Raw genomic sequence first — 18,568 nt, forward strand, 5'->3', positions numbered from 1 at the left:
CGTCCCTTGTCACGTGCCAGGCTGGTCCTGGCCGGTCTGTTGTTCGCGTGCCTGGCCGGGATATTGCCCGCCGCCGGGGCGGATGCCGACCCATGGGGTGATTTCCCGTCGATGGGGTTCACCGATCTGACGGTGGCCGACGGGCTTCCCAACGATACAATCAGTGCAGTGGCCCAGGACAAGGCCGGCCTGATCTGGATCGGGACCTTCGCGGGCCTGGCCCGATATGACGGTTATCGCCTGCATCAATGGGACAGCGACCCGGACGATCCCGACCGTCTGCCGGAGATTTATGTGCGATCGCTGCTGCCCCTGTCGGATGGGGGCATGCTGATCGGCACGGGGGCCGCCGGCCTGGTCCGGTATGATGCCGCCACCAACCATTTCCAGCGGATCAGCGCACAGGACGGGCCCGGCGCCCGCATTTATGCGATGACGGCGGCCCGCGACGGGGCGGACGATGCCGCCTGGATCGTGGCCGATGACGGGCTTTTCCTGTGGCGGGCCGCCGACAATGTCCTGCGCCCGGTACCGTTGCGGGATGTCGCGGGGCAGCCATTGAACCCCAAACTGTTCGCCGTGCTGGAAGAACCCAATGGCGACCTGTGGGTGGGGGGTATGGGTGGCCTGCTGCGCCGGCGCGCGGGCGAGGCGCATTTCACACCCATCAAGGCGACAGGCCCCGCCGCCGACACCGTGAACACGGAAATCTGGGTCATTCACCGCGACCGGGAGGGCCGGTTATGGCTGGGGTCCGGCGATGCCGGTGTCGCCTATCTGATGCCGGACGGCACCGCCCACGCCGTGGCGGGCCTGACCGGACCTGACGGGCTGGCCGGGCGGCGGACAATCCGGTCGATGGTGGAGGTACCGGGCAAGGGACTGTGGATCGCCACCGACGGTGCCGGCCTGATCATCCTGGACCCCATGACAGGGCGGTTGCGGCAGGTGCGCCATGACCCCGTCCTGGCAGGCAGCCTGAATGGCGACCGGCTGCGCCATGCGATGCTGGACCGCACGGGCAATGTCTGGCTGTCCACGGACCAGGGGGTGGAGCGGTATGATCCGCATGCCAACCGGCTGCGGGTGGTGCCGGCCACGCCGCTTTCGCCCATGGCCCTGTCCAATCCCGAAGTCTACACCGCACATACCGACACGCGCTCCCGGGTCTGGCTGGGTCTGGCCAATGGCGATGTCGATGTGCTGGATCTGGCCGCCGGCCGTATCGACCGGTTGCGCCTGCCGCCGCCCAACAATGGTCGCGATGTCCGCGCCCTGGTACCGCTGCCCGATGGTCGTCTGCTGGCCGCCGCGCGCGGTGTGGCCGCCATCGATCCGGTCACCATGACCATCACCCCGTCGACCGTACCCTGTCTGGAAGGACAGATCATCAATGTGATGATCGCGAAGGGGCAGGAGATAATCGCCGGCAGCTTCGACGGGCTGAGCCGTTTCAACATCGGTACGGGCGAGTGCCGGCGCTTCCGCCATGATGCCGCCGACCCCAAAAGCCTTCCCAACGACAATGTCCGCTCCCTGACCATGCTGGGTGACGGAAGACTGGTGGTGGGTACAGCCGGTGGTCTGGCCGTCACCGACGGGCAGGGCGGCTTCCGAAACCATCGGCCCGATGCCGGTGATCCCAACAGCCTGTCGCATGCCTATGTCACCGGCATCGCGGAGGACAGGCATGGACGGCTGTGGCTGTCCACGGCAGGCGGCGGGCTGGTCGTAACGGATGTGGAGGACCTGGGGGGCAAGCCCCGCTTCCGTTCCATCCGCCGCCGCAACGGCCTGCCCCATGACAATATCGGCGGCCTGGGTATTGATGAGAAGGGGCGCGTCTGGTTCACCACCCCGTCGCGCGTCGGCATGCTGGACCCGCAATCGGGCCGTTTCACCCTGCTGGGCGAACGTGACGGCGCCAACCTGAAATTCTACGTGATCCGTGATATCGCCAAGGGGCCGGGCGGACAGATTCTGCTGGGCGGGCTGGGCGGGCTGACTATCCTGGATCCCGATGATGATACCGCGCCGCCACCCGCCGCCGTCCTGCGCGTCACCGGGATGGAGATCAACCATCGGGAGCTGCCGCCGGCCCTGTTGCCGGAAACGGGGCGCCGCCTGTCGCTGGATGCCGCCCAGCGCAACCTGACCCTGGCATTCTCCCTGCTGGATTACCGGGCGCCGGGGGATCTGCGCTACCGCCACCGGCTGGACGGTTTCGACCAGGGCTGGCTGGACAGCGGCACCCGCGCACCGGGCGCCAGCTATACCAACCTGCCCGCCGGTGACTATACCTTGCGGGTGGAGGCATCGCAGGCGGGACAGGACGCGCCGCTGGCCACCTTGTCCCTACCGATCTCCATCGCGCCGCATTGGTATGAAACGCTGTGGGCGCGGCTGGGGATGGGGGTGCTGACCATCCTGGCGGTGTTCGGCATCGTGCAGGCCCGTACCGGGGCCCTGCACCGGCAGCGCAGCCGGCTGGAGGCGGAGATCGCGGACCGCACCCGTGATCTGGTGGCGGCTAATGCGCGGCTGGACATGCTGGCCAGCACCGATCCGCTGACCGGCCTTCTGAACCGCCGTCGTTTCATGGAACTGGCCGCCGCCGAACAGCTGCGCGCCGGGCGGCATCAGCGGCCTTTGTCACTGCTGTTGATCGACCTGGATCATTTCAAGCGGGTGAATGACCAGCATGGGCATCGCATGGGCGATGCCGTTCTGCGCACCGCCGCCGCCATCCTGTCCGGCGCCATCCGGGGGTCCGACCTTGCCGGCCGTTTCGGGGGGGAGGAACTGGTGCTGTTGCTGCCGGAAACCGATCTGGCAGGCGCAGCGGGCATGGCAGAGCGCCTGCGCCAGGCCTTTGCCGCCACCACCACCAGCCTGGATGGCAAGGATGTTCGGGTGACGGCCAGCCTGGGTGTGGCGGCCTGGCGCGGCGCGGGGGAAAGCCTGGATGCCCTGCTGCACCGCGCCGATCAAGCGCTCTATGCCGCCAAGCATGCAGGCCGTGACAAGGTGATGGTCGCCGCAGGGGTGCAGCCGGACTGAATTCGCCACTGTTACCGGCACCACCGCAGCCCCCCCATGACATGGAAGCGTCATACTGGTCTGGACAGCGACCTTCCGTACCGTCATGTTGCGGGCGCACAGTCCGGTCTACCAACCTTCCGTAAATGCGGGGCGCACCATGCTGAAGGACCTGATCGAAGGGTTCCGGGAATTCCGGCGCACGAACTTCAAACAGCAGCGTGGCCTGTTCCGCACACTGGCCTGGGCCGGCCAGAAGCCAAAGGCCGCCCTGATCACCTGCTGTGACAGCCGCGTCGATCCGACCCTGATCTTCGCGGCCCAGCCGGGCGACCTTTTCGTTGTTCGAAACGTCGCCAATCTGGTTCCGCCCTATAAGCCCAACCAGGATTATCACGGCACGTCGGCAGCGCTGGAATTCGCGGTGCGCGAACTGGGCGTGCAGTTGCTGGTGGTCATGGGCCACAGCCAGTGCGGCGGTGTTGCAGCATTGCCCAAGGATCGCAGCGACCAGAAGTCTGACTTTGTCGATCACTGGATGTCGATTGCTGAACCGGCCCTGACCAAGCTGCGCGAAGGGTTGCCGGCTGACGCCGAAACCGACCTGCCGGAACTGGAACGTGCCGTGGTCCGGTTGTCGCTGGACAATCTGCGCACCTTCCCCTGGATCGCGGAAGCAGAGCGTGAAGGCCGCCTGTTGCTCTGCGGCATGCTGTTTGACGTGGCCGACGCCGAACTACATGTGCTGGACAATGCCACCGGGCAGTTCCAGCCCGTATCCCCGCCGCGCCCGCGATTCCATTCCACCCATTCGGCCCTGTCCGCCACCGCTGCCGCCGCTGTTGAAGGCTCAGCGGAAGAGACGGCAGCCCATACATAATCCGGCCATGATCGGCGGCTAGAACATGTCCATGCGCAAGATCATCCTGGGCCTTCTGGCCGTCGCCGCCCTGTCGCTTCCCGCCGCTGCCGCCCCTGCCAAGGGCAAGGCCCCGCCGCCGCCCGCCCTGTCGGCGGAGGAACAGGCCCGTCTACCGGCGGTTGAGGCCTATCTCAACGATATCCGCAGCCTGAAATCGCAGTTCATCCAGTCCAGCGACGATGGCGCCGCTATGGCGACCGGCACGTTCCAGCTGCTGCGCCCCGGGCGCATGCGCATCGATTATGTTGAGAACGGCAATTACATCGTCGCCGATGGCCGCTTCGTCTATTTCTGGGATGCGGAGGTCAAGGAGCAGCAGAACGCCCCCATCGGCAGCACGCTGGCCGATTTCCTGTTGCGCGACAATATCCGCCTGTCTGGCGACGTCACCGTCACCCGCATGGGCCAGGATGACGGCGTGCTGGAGGTCACCCTGGTCCAGACCAAGGAACCCGGCCAGGGCAGCCTGACCCTGGTGTTCGAGGAAAAGCCCTTCGGCCTTCGCAAATGGCGGGTGCTGGATGCGCAGGGCCGGACCACCGAAGTGGCCTTGCAGAACCCGCAATTCGGCGTCAGCCTGGACAAGGACCAGTTCTATTTCCGCGAGGCCGGCCGCCGCCGGGAACGTGATTAAGCTACGGAGCTTGCCCGATGACCCGTTCCGCCAAACCGCTGGTCGGTCTGCCCTGCGACGCGCGTGAACTGGGTCCGCATCCGTTCCATGTCGTGGGCGATAAATATATCCGCGCCGTCAGCCATGGGGCGGGATGCCAGCCGATGCTGATCCCGGCCTTGGGCGACTGGTGGGAGGTAGAGGGGCTACTGGATCGGCTTGACGGGCTGTTCCTGACGGGCAGCCCCAGCAACCTGCACACCGCCCATTATGGCCTGCCCGATGCAATGCTGACCCCGCCGCTGGACCCCGCCCGCGATGCCACCACCCTGCCGCTGCTGAAAGGCGCCCTGGCGCGCGGCATCCCGGTCTTCGCGGTCTGCCGCGGGTTTCAGGAACTGAACGTGGCGCTGGGCGGCACACTTCACCCGCGTATCCAGGAGGTGCCGGGCCGCATGGACCACCGGGAGCCGAAGGAGGCACCGGTGGAGGTGCAATATGCACCCGTCCATCCCGTGATCCTGACACAAGGCGGTGAATTCGCCCGCATCACGGGACAGGCGGAAATGATGGTGAATTCCCTGCATCAGCAGGGGATCGACCGCATTGCCGACGATCTGGCCATCGAGGCGGTGGCGCCAGACGGGCAGATCGAGGGCGTGCGCTATACGGGCGGTCCAGGCTTTGCCATGGGCGTGCAATGGCACCCGGAATGGCGCTTCTGGGAGAATCCGCCCTACGCGGCCCTGCTGACCGCGTTCGGGGATGCCGTCAGGGCATACTCGACACGGTGATCATACCGCGCCCACGCTGACATAGCTCGACACGCCCCTGATATGCTCATCAACCGCCAGACGGTGGGACAGTGGCGGGAAGGCACGCTGGGTGCAATCCAGGCGCGGGCAGACGCGGCAATTGACCCCGATGGGCGTGGCCGCGTCCATGTTGGACAGGTCCAGACCCTCTGCATAGACCAACTGTGCCGCATGGGCCAGGTCGCAGCCGATAGCCACCGCAAACTGCCGCGCCGGCTGTTTCCAGCCGCCGCCCGGCTTCTCCACCGTCCGCACGATGGAAAAGAAGGTAGTGCCGTCCGGCATGCGGGCCAGCTGCGTCTGGATTTCCCCTGGCCGGCGAAAGGCATCATGCACATGCCAACGCGGGCAGGCGCCGCCGAAACGCGCGAAATGAAAGCCGGGTGCCGCACTGAACCGTTTCGACATGTTGCCGGCGGGATCGACGCGGGCGAAGAAGAAGGGCACCCCCTTGGCCCCTGGCCGTTGCAGCGCCGTCAACCGGTGGCAGACCTGTTCAAAGCTGGCGACGAAGCGGCGGGACAGGATTTCGATGTCATACCGCACCTCCTTCGCCGCCGTCAGGAACCGTCCATAGGGCATCATGAGGGCCGATGCGAAGTAATTGGCCAGCCCCACCCGGGCCAGCCGGCGTGATTCCTCATGGCTGAACGACCAGCGTGAGACAGCAGCATTCAGCAATGCCGCCTGCCCCAGCAGGGCCGCCTGGCTGGCCAGTTGGAAGGTGCGGCCCGCCGGGTCCAGCATTTCGGAGATCAGCACACGCTTGGAATGCCGATCATAGCGGCAGATGGCACCGCCCATCACATCGATGGGCATCAGGCGCACCCGCACCCCATGCTTCTTCTGCAAATGCGCCGACAGGGTGCCATAGAGATTGCCGCTGTCCAGATCGCCATCGATCCACAGGCTTTCCGCCGAGATCTCCAGATCGGGAAAATGGTTCTGTTCGGCCTGGAAGAATTCCGACACTTCCTCCTGCGGGAAGGCCTGGGCGCCCATAACCTGCAACTTGTCGCGGTCGGCCACCTTCTCCGCCAGGGCACCCAGATCCTCCCGCGCCTCGCGATAGGCACGGTACATCGACACGATGGCATGGCCCAGATTGGGCGCGGCGGCGGCCACCTCCTTCATGTCCTGGGCCTTGATGTCGCCGGCCTCGAACAGGGGATCGGCAAACACCTCGCGCAGGGACGCCACCAACCGCGTCTCGTCATCTTCGGCAAAGCTGGCCATGTCGATGCCGTAGACGGATGCGATCTTCAGCAGTAGCGGCACCGTCAGCGGGCGCTGGTTGGCCTCGATCAGGTTCAGATAGGAGGGGGAAACCCCGATCTCCTCTGCCATCTGCGCCTGGGTCATTTTCAGGTCACGGCGCAGGCGGCGGACCTTATGGCCCAACATGGCCTTCTTGTCGGACATGGGCTTAGCCTTCCTTACGCGTAATCAGTTTCACCTCGTCCCGATAGCGAAACCGCAGGGCGGACCAGTCATCATCGAGCGCGATCTGGGTGACCGGGATCATGCCTTCGCGGGTCAGGCGGTCCCATCCCGCATCGCGGGAGAGATCGCTTCGGATCGACCCGCTTTTCTTGGGATGCGCCACCCAGAAGGCCCCACCGCGTTTGTAAATCGGCAGCATGCGGTCGGCCAGGGTACCAAGGGCCGCGACATCCACGGCAAAGCCCAGCAGCAGGTCGACCTCGCCATCAGGCCGTTCGGTCGGCAAACCAATGATTTCCCGAAGATTTCCAGGGACATCCAGCATCCAGGACCGCTTGCCCGGCTTGCACCCCAGCTTGTCCGCGATACTCTTCATGGCACCGACCTCCGCCGCTTCACCCTGTCAATTTACAGACTTTACAACATGACAGCAATTGGCATTACAGACTGTGACAGCAATACTATTTTACGAAATTCACTCTATTGATCATTTTATGTCCGGGGTCCATGTTCATCTCAACGGCGCTGCACTGCACACCAAACCCGGTATCGGGAATAAGGTGGCGGAAACAAAAAGCACCCCGCACGAGACACCAGAGAGCCCCACCAGGCCAGGAGTTGAGACATGTCCCCGTTGGACCAGACCCAGAGCATCGATCTCGCCGCCATCCACGCCAAGCGCTATGACGGTATCAAGCGCGACTTCACGGCTGAGGATGTGCGCCGCCTGTCCGGGTCGGTGAAGATCGAGTACACGCTGGCCGAAATGGGCGCCCGGCGCCTGTGGGAACTGCTGCACACCCGCCCCTATGTCCACACGCTGGGCGCGTTTACGGGCAATCAGGCCCTCCAGCACGTCAAGGCCGGCCTGGAAGCCATCTATCTGTCGGGCTGGCAGGTCGCGGCGGATGCCAATCTGGCGGGGCAAATGTATCCCGACCAGTCGCTGTACCCCGCCAACTCCGTCCCGGCCGTCGTGAAGCGCATCAACAATGCCTTCCAGCGCGCCGACCAGATCCAGACGGCAGAAGGCAAGGGCGACACCTACTGGTTCGCGCCGATCATCGCCGACGCCGAGGCCGGTTTCGGTGGCCCGCTGAACGCGTTTGAACTGATGAAGGGCATGATCGAGGCCGGTGCCGCCGCCGTTCACTTCGAAGACCAGCTGGCGTCGGAAAAGAAGTGCGGCCATCTGGGCGGCAAGGTGCTGATCCCGATCCAGCAGTTCATCCGTACCCTCAATGCCGGTCGTCTGGCCGCCGATGTCTGCGGCACCTCCACCCTGGTTGTGGCCCGCACCGACGCCGAGTCGGCCCAGCTGATCACCAGCGACGTGGATGAGCGCGATCACCCCTTCATCGACCGCAATGACCGCACGCCGGAAGGCTTCTTCCGCATCAAGAAGGGGGTCGGCGTCGATTACTGCATCGCCCGTGCCCTGGAATATGCCCCCTATTCCGACCTGATGTGGTGGGAAACCTCCAAGCCGAACCTGGACGAGGCGCGCCGCTTCGCCGAGGCCGTGCACAAGAAGTTCCCCGGCAAGATGCTGGCCTATAACTGCTCGCCCTCCTTCAACTGGAAGGCCAACCTGGACGACGCGACCATCGCCAAGTATCAGGCCGAGCTGGGCGCCATGGGCTACAAGTATCAGTTCGTGACCCTGGCCGGCTTCCACAGCCTGAACCTGGCCACCTTCGAACTGGCCAAGGGCTACAAGGAACGCGGCATGGCCGCCTATTCCGAGATGCAGCAGCGTGAATTCGCTGCCGTCGAGCAGGGCTTCACCGCCGTGAAGCACCAGCGCGAAGTGGGCACCGGTTATTTCGACGCTGTGGCGGTTGCCATCTCGGGCGGCACGTCTTCGACCACCGCCATGAAGGACAGCACCGAGACCGATCAGTTCCATTGACAGGCTCAGAGGTTCCCCCCGAGTGATCCCGGCCTTGGCCGGGGCACTCCGGCGGCGCCCGGCGATTGAGGGAACATTAACAGCTTCGATCCGTCCTTCTTCCTGAACGGAAGGGCGGGTCCGCCGGGGGAAGGGGCTGCATCCTTCCCCCTGGCTCTTGGCCCCCCAGGCTGGCACCTTTCTGCCCCCCTCCGCGCTGGATGGGAGGGGGCGGCGGAAAGCCGGTGGACGGCGCGATGGATCGCCGACCCCGCCGGATCGTACCAGACCCGGGGCCCTTTCAGACAAAGGGTACCAGGCGATGGTGGGCGCTCTCTCCCATCGCCTTCGGGTGTGATTGACGGTTCAGAGGCTTTCATCTGGACCGTCAATCACACACCCCAATAAAGGCTGGGTCCGGCCCGCACCCGGATCTTGGTCTTCGATCCCAGGATAACAACGCACCGTTCCGCCTCCGCGACAGGGGTGGGCGGTGCGTTGTCGTTCCGGGTCCTGCTCACCCCTTTTAAATCAGGAGATGCTCATGGACGGATATACACCCCTTGTCCTGAACGATGAACCGATGGTGACACCGGCCATTACAGAGACAAAAGCCGAATGGGTTGCCGTCCGTGTGGGCGACAGCGTGATGTTCGTCTGGTTTGGGAGAGAAGGGTGAGGGGAGGCTGATCGCCTCCCCTTTTTGGTACGATCTTACTTCCGCCGGGTCAGCTGCCCGACGTCACGCACAGCACCCTTGGCGGCGGATGTGGTCAGGGCGGCATAGGCCTTCAGCGCCTGCGACACGACGCGTTCGCGCGGGGCGGCAGGCTGCCAGGCGTTGACGCCTTTGGCCTCTTCGGCGGCGCGGCGACGAGCCAGTTCCTCATCCGACACGGCCAGATGGATGCGGCGGTTGGGAATGTCGATCTCGATCCGGTCGCCTTCCTCCACCAGACCGATGGTGCCACCCTCGGCGGCTTCGGGGCTGGCATGGCCGATGGACAGGCCCGAGGTACCACCGGAGAAGCGGCCATCGGTGATCAGGGCACAGACCTTGCCCAGACCCTTCGACTTCAGATAGCTGGTCGGGTACAGCATTTCCTGCATGCCCGGCCCACCCTTCGGCCCCTCATAACGGATCAGGACGACATCGCCGGCCTGGATACGGTTGCCCAGAATGGCGCTGACGGCGGCATCCTGGCTTTCGAACACGCGGGCCGGACCGGCGAAGACCAGGGCGGAGGCATCCACGCCCGCCGTCTTCACGATACAGCCTTCTTCCGCCAGATTGCCGAACAGCACCGCCAGACCGCCATCTTTGGAGAAGGCGTTCTCGACAGAGCGGATGACGCCATTGGCGCGGTCCAGGTCCAGTTCCTGGTAACGGCTGGCCTGGCTGAAGGCGACGGTGGTGCGCACGCCACCGGGTGCCGCCTTGAAGAAATGCGCCACCTCGGGGTTGTTGGTCTGCGCCACGTCCCAGCGGGCCAGTGCCTCGGCCAGGCTGTTAGCATCCACGCGCTTCACATCGGTATGCAGCAGGCCGCCGCGCGCCAGCTCGCCCAGGATCGACATGATGCCGCCGGCACGGTGCACATCCTCGATATGCACATCGGCCACGGCGGGGGCCACCTTGCAGATGTTGGGGACGCGGCGCGACAGGCGGTCGATATCCGCCATGGTGAAATTCACCTCGCCCTCATGCGCGGCGGCCAGCAGGTGCAGCACGGTATTGGTGGACCCGCCCATGGCGATGTCCAGCGCAATGGCATTCTCAAACGCCTCGAACGTCGCGATGGAGCGCGGCAGCACGCCGTCATCATCTTGCTCGTAATAGCGCTTGGCCAGACCGACGATGCGGCGACCGGCCTCTTCGAACAGGCCGCGGCGGTCGGCATGGGTGGCCAGAGTGGTGCCGTTGCCGGGCAGCGACAGGCCCAGCGCCTCCGTCAGGCAGTTCATGGAATTGGCCGTGAACATGCCGGAGCAGGAACCGCAGGTCGGGCAGGCCGACCGTTCAATGACCTTCACTTCCTCGTCGCTGTACTTGTCATCGGCCGCAGCAACCATGGCATCGATCAGGTCGATGGCGATTTCCTTGCCCTTCACCTGTGCCTTGCCGGCCTCCATCGGGCCACCCGACACGAAGATGGTGGGGATGTTCAGGCGCAGGGCCGCCATCAGCATGCCCGGCGTGATCTTGTCGCAATTGGAGATACAGACCAGGGCGTCGGCGCAGTGGGCATTGACCATATATTCCACCGCATCGGCGATCACCTCGCGCGAGGGCAGGGAATAGAGCATGCCGTCATGGCCCATGGCGATGCCATCATCCACCGCGATGGTGTTGAATTCCTTGGCGACGCCGCCCACCGACTCCACTTCGCGCGCAACCAGCTGGCCCAGGTCTTTCAGATGCACATGGCCGGGCACGAACTGCGTGAAGGAATTGGCGATGGCCACGATGGGCTTGCCGAAATCCTCGTCCTTCATGCCTGTGGCGCGCCACAGGCCACGGGCGCCGGCCATGTTGCGGCCATGGGTGCTTTTGCGGGAACGAAGCTGCGGCACGGGGGTATTCCTTCAGGCTTGTTCGAAGATTTCAAAAAATGATCGCTGATGGACAGAATAATATGAATGCGGTCGCCAAACCGCATCCAACATTCCTGCAACCCGTATATGCCCCCGCTGGGGAGCGCTTCAAGCCGCTCGGGCCAGGGCGGCGCGGCGGCGGACCAGCCGTTCGGCGAATTCCGACAGGCCGATCAGCAGCACCATGCCCAACAGCAGCCAGACCGGCAGCACCACCAGCCCCAGATGCTGTGCCAGCCAGCCCAGCGCCCCCGGAATCAGGGTGGCCCCGGCGCCCGCCGCCGTCATCTGGAACCCCACCGCATGCGGGGCGATGGCATCACCGACACGAAGAGGCGTGAGGGAAACGAGCGTGGGGAAGGTGGGGGCAAGGCCAAAGCCCAGCCCCAGTGCTGCCGCCATGCCCACGGCGGGCGTGGGGAACCAGGCGAACAGCAGGGCCGACACCAGGGCAATGGCAAGGCCGGCCCGCAAGGCATTGAAGGGGCGCACCCGCGCCGTCACCTGCCCGAACACCAGCCGCCCGAAGGTCAGCGCGCCCCAGTACAGGCCCGCGATAGTACCGGCAGTACCGACATCGATCCCGTGCTGGCGCGTCAGCAGCGTGAACAGCCACTGACCCGCCGCCATCTCCACCCCGCAATAGACCATGAACAGGGCGACATTCAGCCAGATCACCGGATGGCGCAGGGCATCGGTGAAGGGGGCAATGGCCGTCGCCTCGCCATTGCTATCGCCCCCTGTATCCTTGCCTTCCTCCCACCGCCGCATGGTCACCAGGAACATCACGGCCATACCGGCCAGGATCAGGGCGATCAGGGCATAACCCCAGCGCCAGCCGGCGCCCATGGTGATGGAAGCCGTCATCAGCAGCGGCCCGGCGGTGGCACCCAGGCCCCAGGACCCATGCAGCCAGTTCATGACGCGGGGGGAGAAACGGCGGGCGCCATAGAGATTGATGCCCGTATCAATGGCCCCGCTGGCCAGCCCGCCCAGGATGGCGGCAGGGATCAGCAGATAGAAGGATGGGGTGAGGGCATAGGTAGCCAGACTGACGACCATGGCAGCGCTGCTGACCGTCAGCACGACACCCAGGCCCATGCGGCGCACGATGCTGCCGCCCGCCAGACCAGAGAACAGGTAACCACCGGTGCCGCAGATCAGCAAAATGCCAAGATTGCCCAACGGCCGGTCAAAGGTTTCACGGATGAAAGGCCATGTCACGCCGGGCAGCCCATCCGGCAGGCCGAGGCTGATGAAGGCCAGGAACGCCATGGCGATCAGGGCGGCAGGCAAACTGGAACGGGGGCGGGAAGGGGTCATGATCCGCGGGGCAGGGGGCGATGCCGGCCATGCGCAACGGGTCAGGCCGAACCGGGAGGAGGCCGGTAATGGAATCGATATCATGCCCGTGAAGCCTGCGGCAAGACGGGGGCCGGTATGGCTGAACCCCGCTCAGCCCCTTCGCCAGTCTGGACAGGCACGCCCGGCCCGCCTAATCCTGTTGCCTTCCGTCACCGACGCTCCGAGGCCCTCCCCGTGCGTATTGCCACCTGGAACATCAACTCCGTCCGTCTGCGCATCGACATTGTCGGCAAGCTGCTGGACGAACAGCAACCCGACGTCCTGTGCCTGCAGGAAACCAAGGTGGTGGACGACGCCTTTCCGCGCGGGGAGTTCAAGGCGCGCGGGTATGAGCATATCCATATCCATGGGATGAAGAGCTATAACGGCGTCGCCATCCTGTCGCGCATCCCCTTCACGTCGCGCGACATCCGCCATTCCTGCGGCAAGGAGGATTGCCGCCACGTCCTGGCCACGCTGGAAAACGGGGTGGAGATCCACAATCTCTATATCCCCGCCGGCGGTGACATCCCCGACCCTGCGCTTAACGACAAGTTCGCCCACAAGCTTCAGTTCCTGGACGAGATGCAGGCCTGGTTTCAGGAGAAGCGGTCACCCGATCAGCCCATGATCCTGGTGGGTGACCTGAACATCGCGCCCCTGGAACATGATGTCTGGTCGCACAAGCAGCTGCTGGACGTTGTCTCCCACACCCCGATTGAGGTGGAGAAGCTGACAGCGCTGCAGAACAGCCTGAACTGGGTCGATGCGGTCCGCCATTTCGTGCCGGCGGATCAGAAGCTCTACAGCTGGTGGTCCTACCGCGCAGCGGACTGGAACCTGTCCAACAAGGGCCGCCGCCTGGACCATATCTGGGTCACCCCGCCGCTGGCGCCCTCCCTGAAGGGCCAGACCATCCTGCGCGAGGCGCGGGGATGGGAGCCGAAGCCCAGCGACCATGTCCCGGTCATTGTGGACCTGGATATCTGATCGTCTCGCCCTCACCCTCCCAAACGCTGACGCGTTCGGGTCCCTCCCTCTCCCACGTTCGTGGGCGAGGGAGGGGCCCATTGGTGCCAGCCAATGGGAGAGGGTGAGGGCGACAAGGCCCTCAGTCACACGTGCAGGCGTGTCGGCAGCCGGATGCTGACCGTCGTGCCCTGGCCGGGCTCGCTGTCGATGGACAGCGAGCCGCCATGCAGTTCCACCAGGGACTTGGCGACCGGCAGGCCCAGGCCCGTGCCCTCGCCAGCGCGGGCCAGATGGCTGTTGATCTGCCGGAACGGTTCCAGCGCCAGGGCCACCTCTGTCGGTGTCATGCCACAGCCGGTATCGGCCACCTGCATCACCATGTAATCGTCGGGCCAGAGCGGGTCACGTTCCACCGCGACCGTGATGGTGCCGCCGGACGGTGTATATTTCACGGCATTGTTGATCAGGTTCAGCAGCACCTGCCTGATTTTCATGGCGTCGGCGCGCAGGTGTGGTGCCTTTTCCCCGGTGGAGACGACACGCAGGTCCAGCGCCGCCGCCTCCACCCGCCCGCGCATCAGGCGCACGCATTCCGCCGCCAGCTTAGGCAGGTCCACGACCTCCAGCCGCAAATCCATCTTGCCGGCCTCGATCTTCGACAAATCCAGGATGTCATTGATCAGGGCCAGAAGATGCAGGCCGGAACCCCTGATATCCTCGGCATATTCGGCATATTTCGGGTTGCCCATAGGCCCGTGGATGCGGTGAACCATCACCTCAGCAAAGCCGATGATGGCGTTCAAGGGCGTGCGCAGTTCATGACTGGCCACCGCCAGGAACTGTGATTTTGCCGCCGTCGCCTGTTCCGCCTCGGCCCGTGCCAGCCGTGCCGCCGTCTCGCTGGCTTCCAGCTTGGCGACATAGCGGCGGACCAGAACCACCAGGGCCAGCACCAGGAGGGTGCCGAACACGCCCTGCAGCAGGATCTGGTTTCGGAACTGACGGTAGGGCTGCAGGACATGGTCCATGTCTTGGCCCACCGACACCAGCAGACGGGTGCCGGGCAGCAATTCGTAACTGGCGATACGGTCCTCGCCATCAATGGGGCTGACGGCGCGGATGATGCCATGGCCGTCGCCTTCGCGGGCCGCCCCGACATCGGGCAGGTCGGGATAGGACTGACCCACGATACCGGGGGTAGAGGCACCGCGCGCATAGACGGTGCCGTCCAGGTCCATCAGGGTGGCGATGGCGCCCAGGTCCAGATCGACCGCGCTGAAAAAGCCCGCGAAATATTCCGACAGAACATCGCCCACCACAACGGCGATCAGGCTGCCATCGGGCGCCTCCACCCGCACCCAGAAGGGGATGGAGGACATCAGCGGTGTGCGCCCGATGATGGGCTTGCCAAAGCCCAGGCGCGGCGATCCCGGTTCCGTCGCCTGCCGGAAATAATCGCTGTCGGACATGTCCAGACCAACTGCGCCGGGCCGTGTCGCGTCCACCACGATGCCGCGCGCATCCATGATGCCCAGGAATTTCGACACCCGGTCCAACCCCGCCACGCGCCGGCGCATCACCTCCAGATCGGCGGGATATCCCGCCTCCACCCGGTCGGACACTTCCTGGAGAAGCTGTTGCACCTGGCTGACGGTACGGCTGACATGCTGACCGAAGGCGCGGGTCAGGTTGGCCGTGTCACGCTCGGCATCGGCCAGGGCGTCAAGATAGGAGGAATGGATCTGCCAGCCGACAAGCAGCCACAACCCGCCCAGCACCATGGCCGAAAGCAGGTTGATGCCGGTACGGCCCAGCAGGGCCATCGAGCGGCCGGAGCGGCCACCCCTGTCTCGGGTTTGCTGTCCCATCAAGGGGTTCTATAGCATGCCGCAAAGACAACGTCACGCCACCGCCAGTTCGCCCGTCAGTTGCAGCATCAGAGCCAGGTCCGCGTCGCGCGACAGGCGGTGGTCACCATCCTTGACCAGGGTGACGCACACATCGTCACTCTCCAATGCTGCCGCCAGATCCAGGCTGGTCTGCCAGGGAATGTCAGGATCGCGCTGCCCATGCAGCAGGCGGACAGGGCAGCGGATGGGGATAGGGTTGCTCCCCTTGGCCAGCAGCAGATGCGACTGCGCCTCATCCAGCAGATGCTGCGTGATCGGGTAACCGGCGGGGTCATAGGCCGATGGCGCGATGAACCTGCCATGCCGTTCCAACGCTTCCAGCTCCACCAGCCCCAGGCGCGGGCGGATCATGCGTTCGGTAAAGTCGGGGGCCGGGGCAATGCCCAGCAGCCCCGCTACCCGATCAGGCCGGGCCAAGGCCAGCAGCAGCGCGATCCAGCCGCCCATGGAGGACCCGACCAGGATCTGCGGCCCCTGCGCCACCCGGTCCAGCACGGCCAGGGCATCATCGCGCCAGCGGCCGATGGACCCGTCCTCCCACTTGCCGCCGCTGGCGCCATGGGCATGGTAATCGAAGCGGATGAAGGCCCTTCCATGGGCGCGTGCCCAGCGTTCCAGCGCCACCGCCTTGGCGCCACCCATGTCGGACCGGAAGCCGGTCAGGAAGATGATGCCCGGCCCTGCACCCGGGCTCTGGCGATAGGCTATGGCGGTTCCGGCCCGATCCAGGCTATGTATCGGCACCTCGCCTTCCATGGCTGCCCCGTTCATTCGTTCGAAATTCCGCCCATGCCGCCCCAAGCTGACGCCGGCACCGTAGCCGGCACCCTAGACGGCGATGTGACGCCGGACAATCCCGGCCTTGATGCCGCCAGCCTGTTCGGCGGTGGCAAGCCCGTTATCCTGCAGGTGATCCCCACCCTGGTCACGGGTGGTGCGGAGCGTGGCTGCATTGATATGGCAGCCGCTATTCAGCGCGCGGGCGGCACGGCCATCGTGGTTTCCGCCGGCGGACAGATGGCGCGTGAGCTGGACCGGTATGGGGCCAAGCATATCCAACTGCCGGTGCAGTCCAAGAACCCGCTGACCATGCGGCGCAACGCGGCCAGGCTGACGGACATCATCAAGCAGCATGGCGTCGATCTGATCCATGCCCGGTCCCGCGCGCCTGCCTGGAGCGCCTATTGGGCGGCCAAGCGCACGGACATCCCCTTCGTCACCACCTTCCACGCGCCCTACAATTTCAAGGGCCGGGTTAAGAAATGGTACAACAGCGTCATGGCCAAGGCCGACCGCATCATCGCCGTGTCGGGCTTCGTCTATGAGCATGTGGCCACTGAATATGGCGTCGGGGCCGACCGCCTACGCCTGATCCATCGCGGTGTCGATGTCGATATCATGTCGCCCGACAAGGTGACCCAGGCCCGCATGGCGCAGCTGATCCAGCAATGGCGCCTGCCGGAGGATCAGCGCATCGTGCTGTTGCCCGGTCGCCTGACCCGCTGGAAAGGGCAGGGAGTGCTTATCGAGGCCATATCCCGCCTGGGGCGCAGCGATGTGCGCGCCGTTCTGGTCGGTGATGAACAGGGCCGCGACCATTATCGCCAGGAACTGGAAGACCATATCCGCCGCCTGAACCTGGGCGGGCAGGTCACCATCGCCGGCCACTGCAACGACATGGCGGCGGCCTATATGCTGTCCGACGTGGTGGTGAATGCGTCGGTCGAACCCGAAGCCTTTGGCCGCGTCATTGCCGAGGCCCAGGCGATGGGCCGCCCAGTGATCGTGTCCGATCTGGGGGCGGTCAAGGAAACCGTCATCAACGGCGAAACCGGTCTGGTGGTGCCCCCCAACGATCCCGACGCCCTGGCCGGCGCCATCCGCGCCGCCCTCGACCTCGACCCGTTGCAGCGTCAGGCGGTCGGCCTGGACGGCATGCGCCATGTGCGGGCCAACTTCACCAAGGCGGGCATGTGCGCCGCCACGCTGGCGGTCTATGCGGAGTTGCTGGGGTGAGTTGCCTGTCAGGAGGGCCGTTCAGACCACGATCAGCAATTGGAACTCCTGCATTTATGGCCTGCATCTGATACAATCTGTCTATTCTCACCAGATCCACATCCACCGCCCGGCAATGCCGCTGCCATGCGGAGCGGGTGGGGCAATGGCCGTGAAACACAGCCTCATTTTGTGTTGCATGATGTTTCACCTGGGTGTCGCGAAACCCGCCTTTTGCATTTTTCTCCGCCTGAATCCCGCCTTGATTGCCGTGTAAGCAGCGACGCTGTCCGAGGGGCGATCCGCCCGGCCTTGCCTAGTGCCGGCTTTTTTGCTCTAAGGATGGCTTAAACTTTCCGCTGGCGTTATCCGGGTGGTCTTCCCATGTCCTTGCGTGCCCTGTCCGTGATTGGTCGTTCCGCCCTGTTGGGCGCCCTGGCGCTGGGTCTTTCCGGCTGCGGCGCGCTGGACAGCCTGGGTTTCGGCGGGGAGCCTGAGGCCCCCAACACCCAGATCCTGCGCCAGAACAATGGCGGGGCTGCAGGCATGAACGCTGCTGCCCGCCCCGCCGGCACCGTGACGGTCAACGCCTTCCTGTGGCGCGCCGCCCTGGATACCGTAACTTTCATGCCGCTGGTTCAGGCCGACCCCTATGGCGGCGTCATCCTGACCGACTGGTACAGCCCGCCGGCCACGCCGAGCGAGCGGTTCAAGGTCAATCTCTACATCCTGGACGCGGCGCTCCGCGCCGATGGCGTGCGCGCCACCGTGTTCCGCCAGGAACTGAAGGGTGGTGTCTGGATCGACGCGCCGGTGACGGCGGAAACCGGCACGCAGCTGGAAGACACGATCCTGACCCGCGCCCGTCAGCTACGTCAGCAGTCGGCTGCGCCCAGCAACTGACCCCGTTTCCGGCAGTTTGCGGTTCAGCCATGCCAAGGCCGGCCTTCGCCGGCCTTCGGCGTTTATGATAGTGATCGCAGAGCGATATTCCGAGCCGCCGGGCATCGGCCCCTGTCACGGGTGACG

At 65.1% G+C, this 18,568-nt stretch carries 15 protein-coding genes; 9 read left to right on the forward strand and 6 right to left on the reverse strand.

Annotation, left to right across the window (positions count from 1 at the left end; all coding sequences use genetic code 11):
• Positions 1 to 6 precede the first annotated feature (6 nt).
• The 4 genes from ACT6Q8_RS17785 (at position 7) to ACT6Q8_RS17800 (ending at position 5,368) form a co-directional block, all read left to right on the forward strand.
• Positions 7 to 3,060, forward strand: coding sequence for a ligand-binding sensor domain-containing diguanylate cyclase (locus ACT6Q8_RS17785; protein ID WP_444739413.1), 3,054 nt, complete (start codon positions 7 to 9; stop codon positions 3,058 to 3,060).
• A gap of 139 nt (positions 3,061 to 3,199) precedes the next feature.
• On the forward strand, positions 3,200 to 3,919 hold the full coding sequence (locus ACT6Q8_RS17790; protein ID WP_082372300.1) for a carbonic anhydrase: 720 nt from the start codon (positions 3,200 to 3,202) through the stop codon (positions 3,917 to 3,919).
• A gap of 31 nt (positions 3,920 to 3,950) precedes the next feature.
• Positions 3,951 to 4,595 (forward strand): LolA family protein, encoded by a 645-nt coding sequence (locus tag ACT6Q8_RS17795; RefSeq protein WP_444733532.1) that lies wholly within the window; start codon positions 3,951 to 3,953, stop codon positions 4,593 to 4,595.
• 17 nt (positions 4,596 to 4,612) lie between these two features.
• Positions 4,613 to 5,368 carry a gamma-glutamyl-gamma-aminobutyrate hydrolase family protein gene (locus ACT6Q8_RS17800; protein WP_054168061.1) on the forward strand — a complete coding sequence of 252 codons (756 nt, stop codon included), beginning with the start codon at positions 4,613 to 4,615 and terminating at the stop codon, positions 5,366 to 5,368.
• On the opposite strand, the gene ACT6Q8_RS17805 is transcribed toward ACT6Q8_RS17800, so the two are convergent.
• A complete protein-coding gene (locus tag ACT6Q8_RS17805) occupies positions 5,369 to 6,811 on the reverse strand; it encodes a helix-turn-helix domain-containing protein (protein WP_444733531.1) in 1,443 nt (480 codons plus the stop codon).
• Positions 6,812 to 6,815: 4 nt separating this feature from the next.
• A complete protein-coding gene (locus tag ACT6Q8_RS17810; RefSeq protein ID WP_444733530.1) occupies positions 6,816 to 7,208 on the reverse strand; it encodes a hypothetical protein in 393 nt (130 codons plus the stop codon).
• A gap of 249 nt (positions 7,209 to 7,457) precedes the next feature.
• Between ACT6Q8_RS17810 and aceA the strand changes: the two genes are divergently transcribed.
• On the forward strand, positions 7,458 to 8,744 hold the full coding sequence (aceA, locus tag ACT6Q8_RS17815; RefSeq protein WP_054168058.1) for an isocitrate lyase: 1,287 nt from the start codon (positions 7,458 to 7,460) through the stop codon (positions 8,742 to 8,744).
• A 523-nt stretch (positions 8,745 to 9,267) separates the two neighbouring features.
• Complete coding sequence (locus tag ACT6Q8_RS17820) at positions 9,268 to 9,402, forward strand: hypothetical protein (protein WP_444733529.1); 135 nt, start codon at positions 9,268 to 9,270, stop codon at positions 9,400 to 9,402.
• 35 nt (positions 9,403 to 9,437) lie between these two features.
• Here ACT6Q8_RS17820 and ilvD read toward each other — a convergent pair whose 3' ends face one another.
• Together ilvD and ACT6Q8_RS17830 are read right to left on the reverse strand one after the other, a co-directional pair.
• Positions 9,438 to 11,297, reverse strand: coding sequence for a dihydroxy-acid dehydratase (gene ilvD, locus ACT6Q8_RS17825; protein WP_444733528.1), 1,860 nt, complete (start codon positions 11,295 to 11,297; stop codon positions 9,438 to 9,440).
• 129 nt (positions 11,298 to 11,426) lie between these two features.
• Positions 11,427 to 12,641, reverse strand: coding sequence for an MFS transporter (locus ACT6Q8_RS17830; protein WP_444733527.1), 1,215 nt, complete (start codon positions 12,639 to 12,641; stop codon positions 11,427 to 11,429).
• Between the two features lie 216 nt (positions 12,642 to 12,857).
• Between ACT6Q8_RS17830 and xth the strand changes: the two genes are divergently transcribed.
• The gene (gene xth / locus ACT6Q8_RS17835) at positions 12,858 to 13,652 is read left to right on the forward strand and encodes an exodeoxyribonuclease III (protein WP_054168055.1); all 795 of its coding nucleotides are present in this window, start codon (positions 12,858 to 12,860) and stop codon (positions 13,650 to 13,652) included.
• Between the two features lie 125 nt (positions 13,653 to 13,777).
• On the opposite strand, the gene ACT6Q8_RS17840 is transcribed toward xth, so the two are convergent.
• Together ACT6Q8_RS17840 and ACT6Q8_RS17845 are read right to left on the reverse strand one after the other, a co-directional pair.
• The gene (locus ACT6Q8_RS17840; protein ID WP_444733526.1) at positions 13,778 to 15,502 is read right to left on the reverse strand and encodes a sensor histidine kinase; all 1,725 of its coding nucleotides are present in this window, start codon (positions 15,500 to 15,502) and stop codon (positions 13,778 to 13,780) included.
• Positions 15,503 to 15,535: 33 nt separating this feature from the next.
• Positions 15,536 to 16,315 carry an alpha/beta hydrolase gene (locus tag ACT6Q8_RS17845; protein ID WP_444733525.1) on the reverse strand — a complete coding sequence of 260 codons (780 nt, stop codon included), beginning with the start codon at positions 16,313 to 16,315 and terminating at the stop codon, positions 15,536 to 15,538.
• A gap of 18 nt (positions 16,316 to 16,333) precedes the next feature.
• Between ACT6Q8_RS17845 and ACT6Q8_RS17850 the strand changes: the two genes are divergently transcribed.
• Together ACT6Q8_RS17850 and ACT6Q8_RS17855 are read left to right on the forward strand one after the other, a co-directional pair.
• Entirely contained in the window at positions 16,334 to 17,560 is a 1,227-nt protein-coding gene (locus ACT6Q8_RS17850) for a glycosyltransferase family 4 protein (RefSeq protein ID WP_444733524.1), read from the forward strand.
• 363 nt (positions 17,561 to 17,923) lie between these two features.
• Positions 17,924 to 18,442 carry a DUF3576 domain-containing protein gene (locus ACT6Q8_RS17855; RefSeq protein WP_054168051.1) on the forward strand — a complete coding sequence of 173 codons (519 nt, stop codon included), beginning with the start codon at positions 17,924 to 17,926 and terminating at the stop codon, positions 18,440 to 18,442.
• Positions 18,443 to 18,568: the final 126 nt, after the last annotated feature.

This window comes from Niveispirillum sp. (genome assembly GCF_052437035.1).
Lineage (GTDB): Bacteria > Pseudomonadota > Alphaproteobacteria > Azospirillales > Azospirillaceae > Niveispirillum.

Bases quoted from the DNA above. Each gene is read 5' to 3' on its own strand.
- ACT6Q8_RS17810 (WP_444733530.1), bottom strand. From the start codon at position 7,208: ATGAAGAGTATCGCGGACAAGCTGGGGTGCAAGCCGGGCAAGCGGTCC.
- ACT6Q8_RS17795 (WP_444733532.1), top strand. From the start codon at position 3,951: ATGCGCAAGATCATCCTGGGCCTTCTGGCCGTCGCCGCCCTGTCGCTT.
- ACT6Q8_RS17830 (WP_444733527.1), bottom strand. From the start codon at position 12,641: ATGACCCCTTCCCGCCCCCGTTCCAGTTTGCCTGCCGCCCTGATCGCC.
- ACT6Q8_RS17845 (WP_444733525.1), bottom strand. From the start codon at position 16,315: ATGAACGGGGCAGCCATGGAAGGCGAGGTGCCGATACATAGCCTGGAT.
- aceA (WP_054168058.1), top strand. From the start codon at position 7,458: ATGTCCCCGTTGGACCAGACCCAGAGCATCGATCTCGCCGCCATCCAC.
- ACT6Q8_RS17820 (WP_444733529.1), top strand. From the start codon at position 9,268: ATGGACGGATATACACCCCTTGTCCTGAACGATGAACCGATGGTGACA.
- ACT6Q8_RS17840 (WP_444733526.1), bottom strand. From the start codon at position 15,502: ATGGGACAGCAAACCCGAGACAGGGGTGGCCGCTCCGGCCGCTCGATG.
- ACT6Q8_RS17790 (WP_082372300.1), top strand. From the start codon at position 3,200: ATGCTGAAGGACCTGATCGAAGGGTTCCGGGAATTCCGGCGCACGAAC.
- ACT6Q8_RS17800 (WP_054168061.1), top strand. From the start codon at position 4,613: ATGACCCGTTCCGCCAAACCGCTGGTCGGTCTGCCCTGCGACGCGCGT.
- ACT6Q8_RS17855 (WP_054168051.1), top strand. From the start codon at position 17,924: ATGTCCTTGCGTGCCCTGTCCGTGATTGGTCGTTCCGCCCTGTTGGGC.
- ACT6Q8_RS17850 (WP_444733524.1), top strand. From the start codon at position 16,334: ATGCCGCCCCAAGCTGACGCCGGCACCGTAGCCGGCACCCTAGACGGC.
- ACT6Q8_RS17805 (WP_444733531.1), bottom strand. From the start codon at position 6,811: ATGTCCGACAAGAAGGCCATGTTGGGCCATAAGGTCCGCCGCCTGCGC.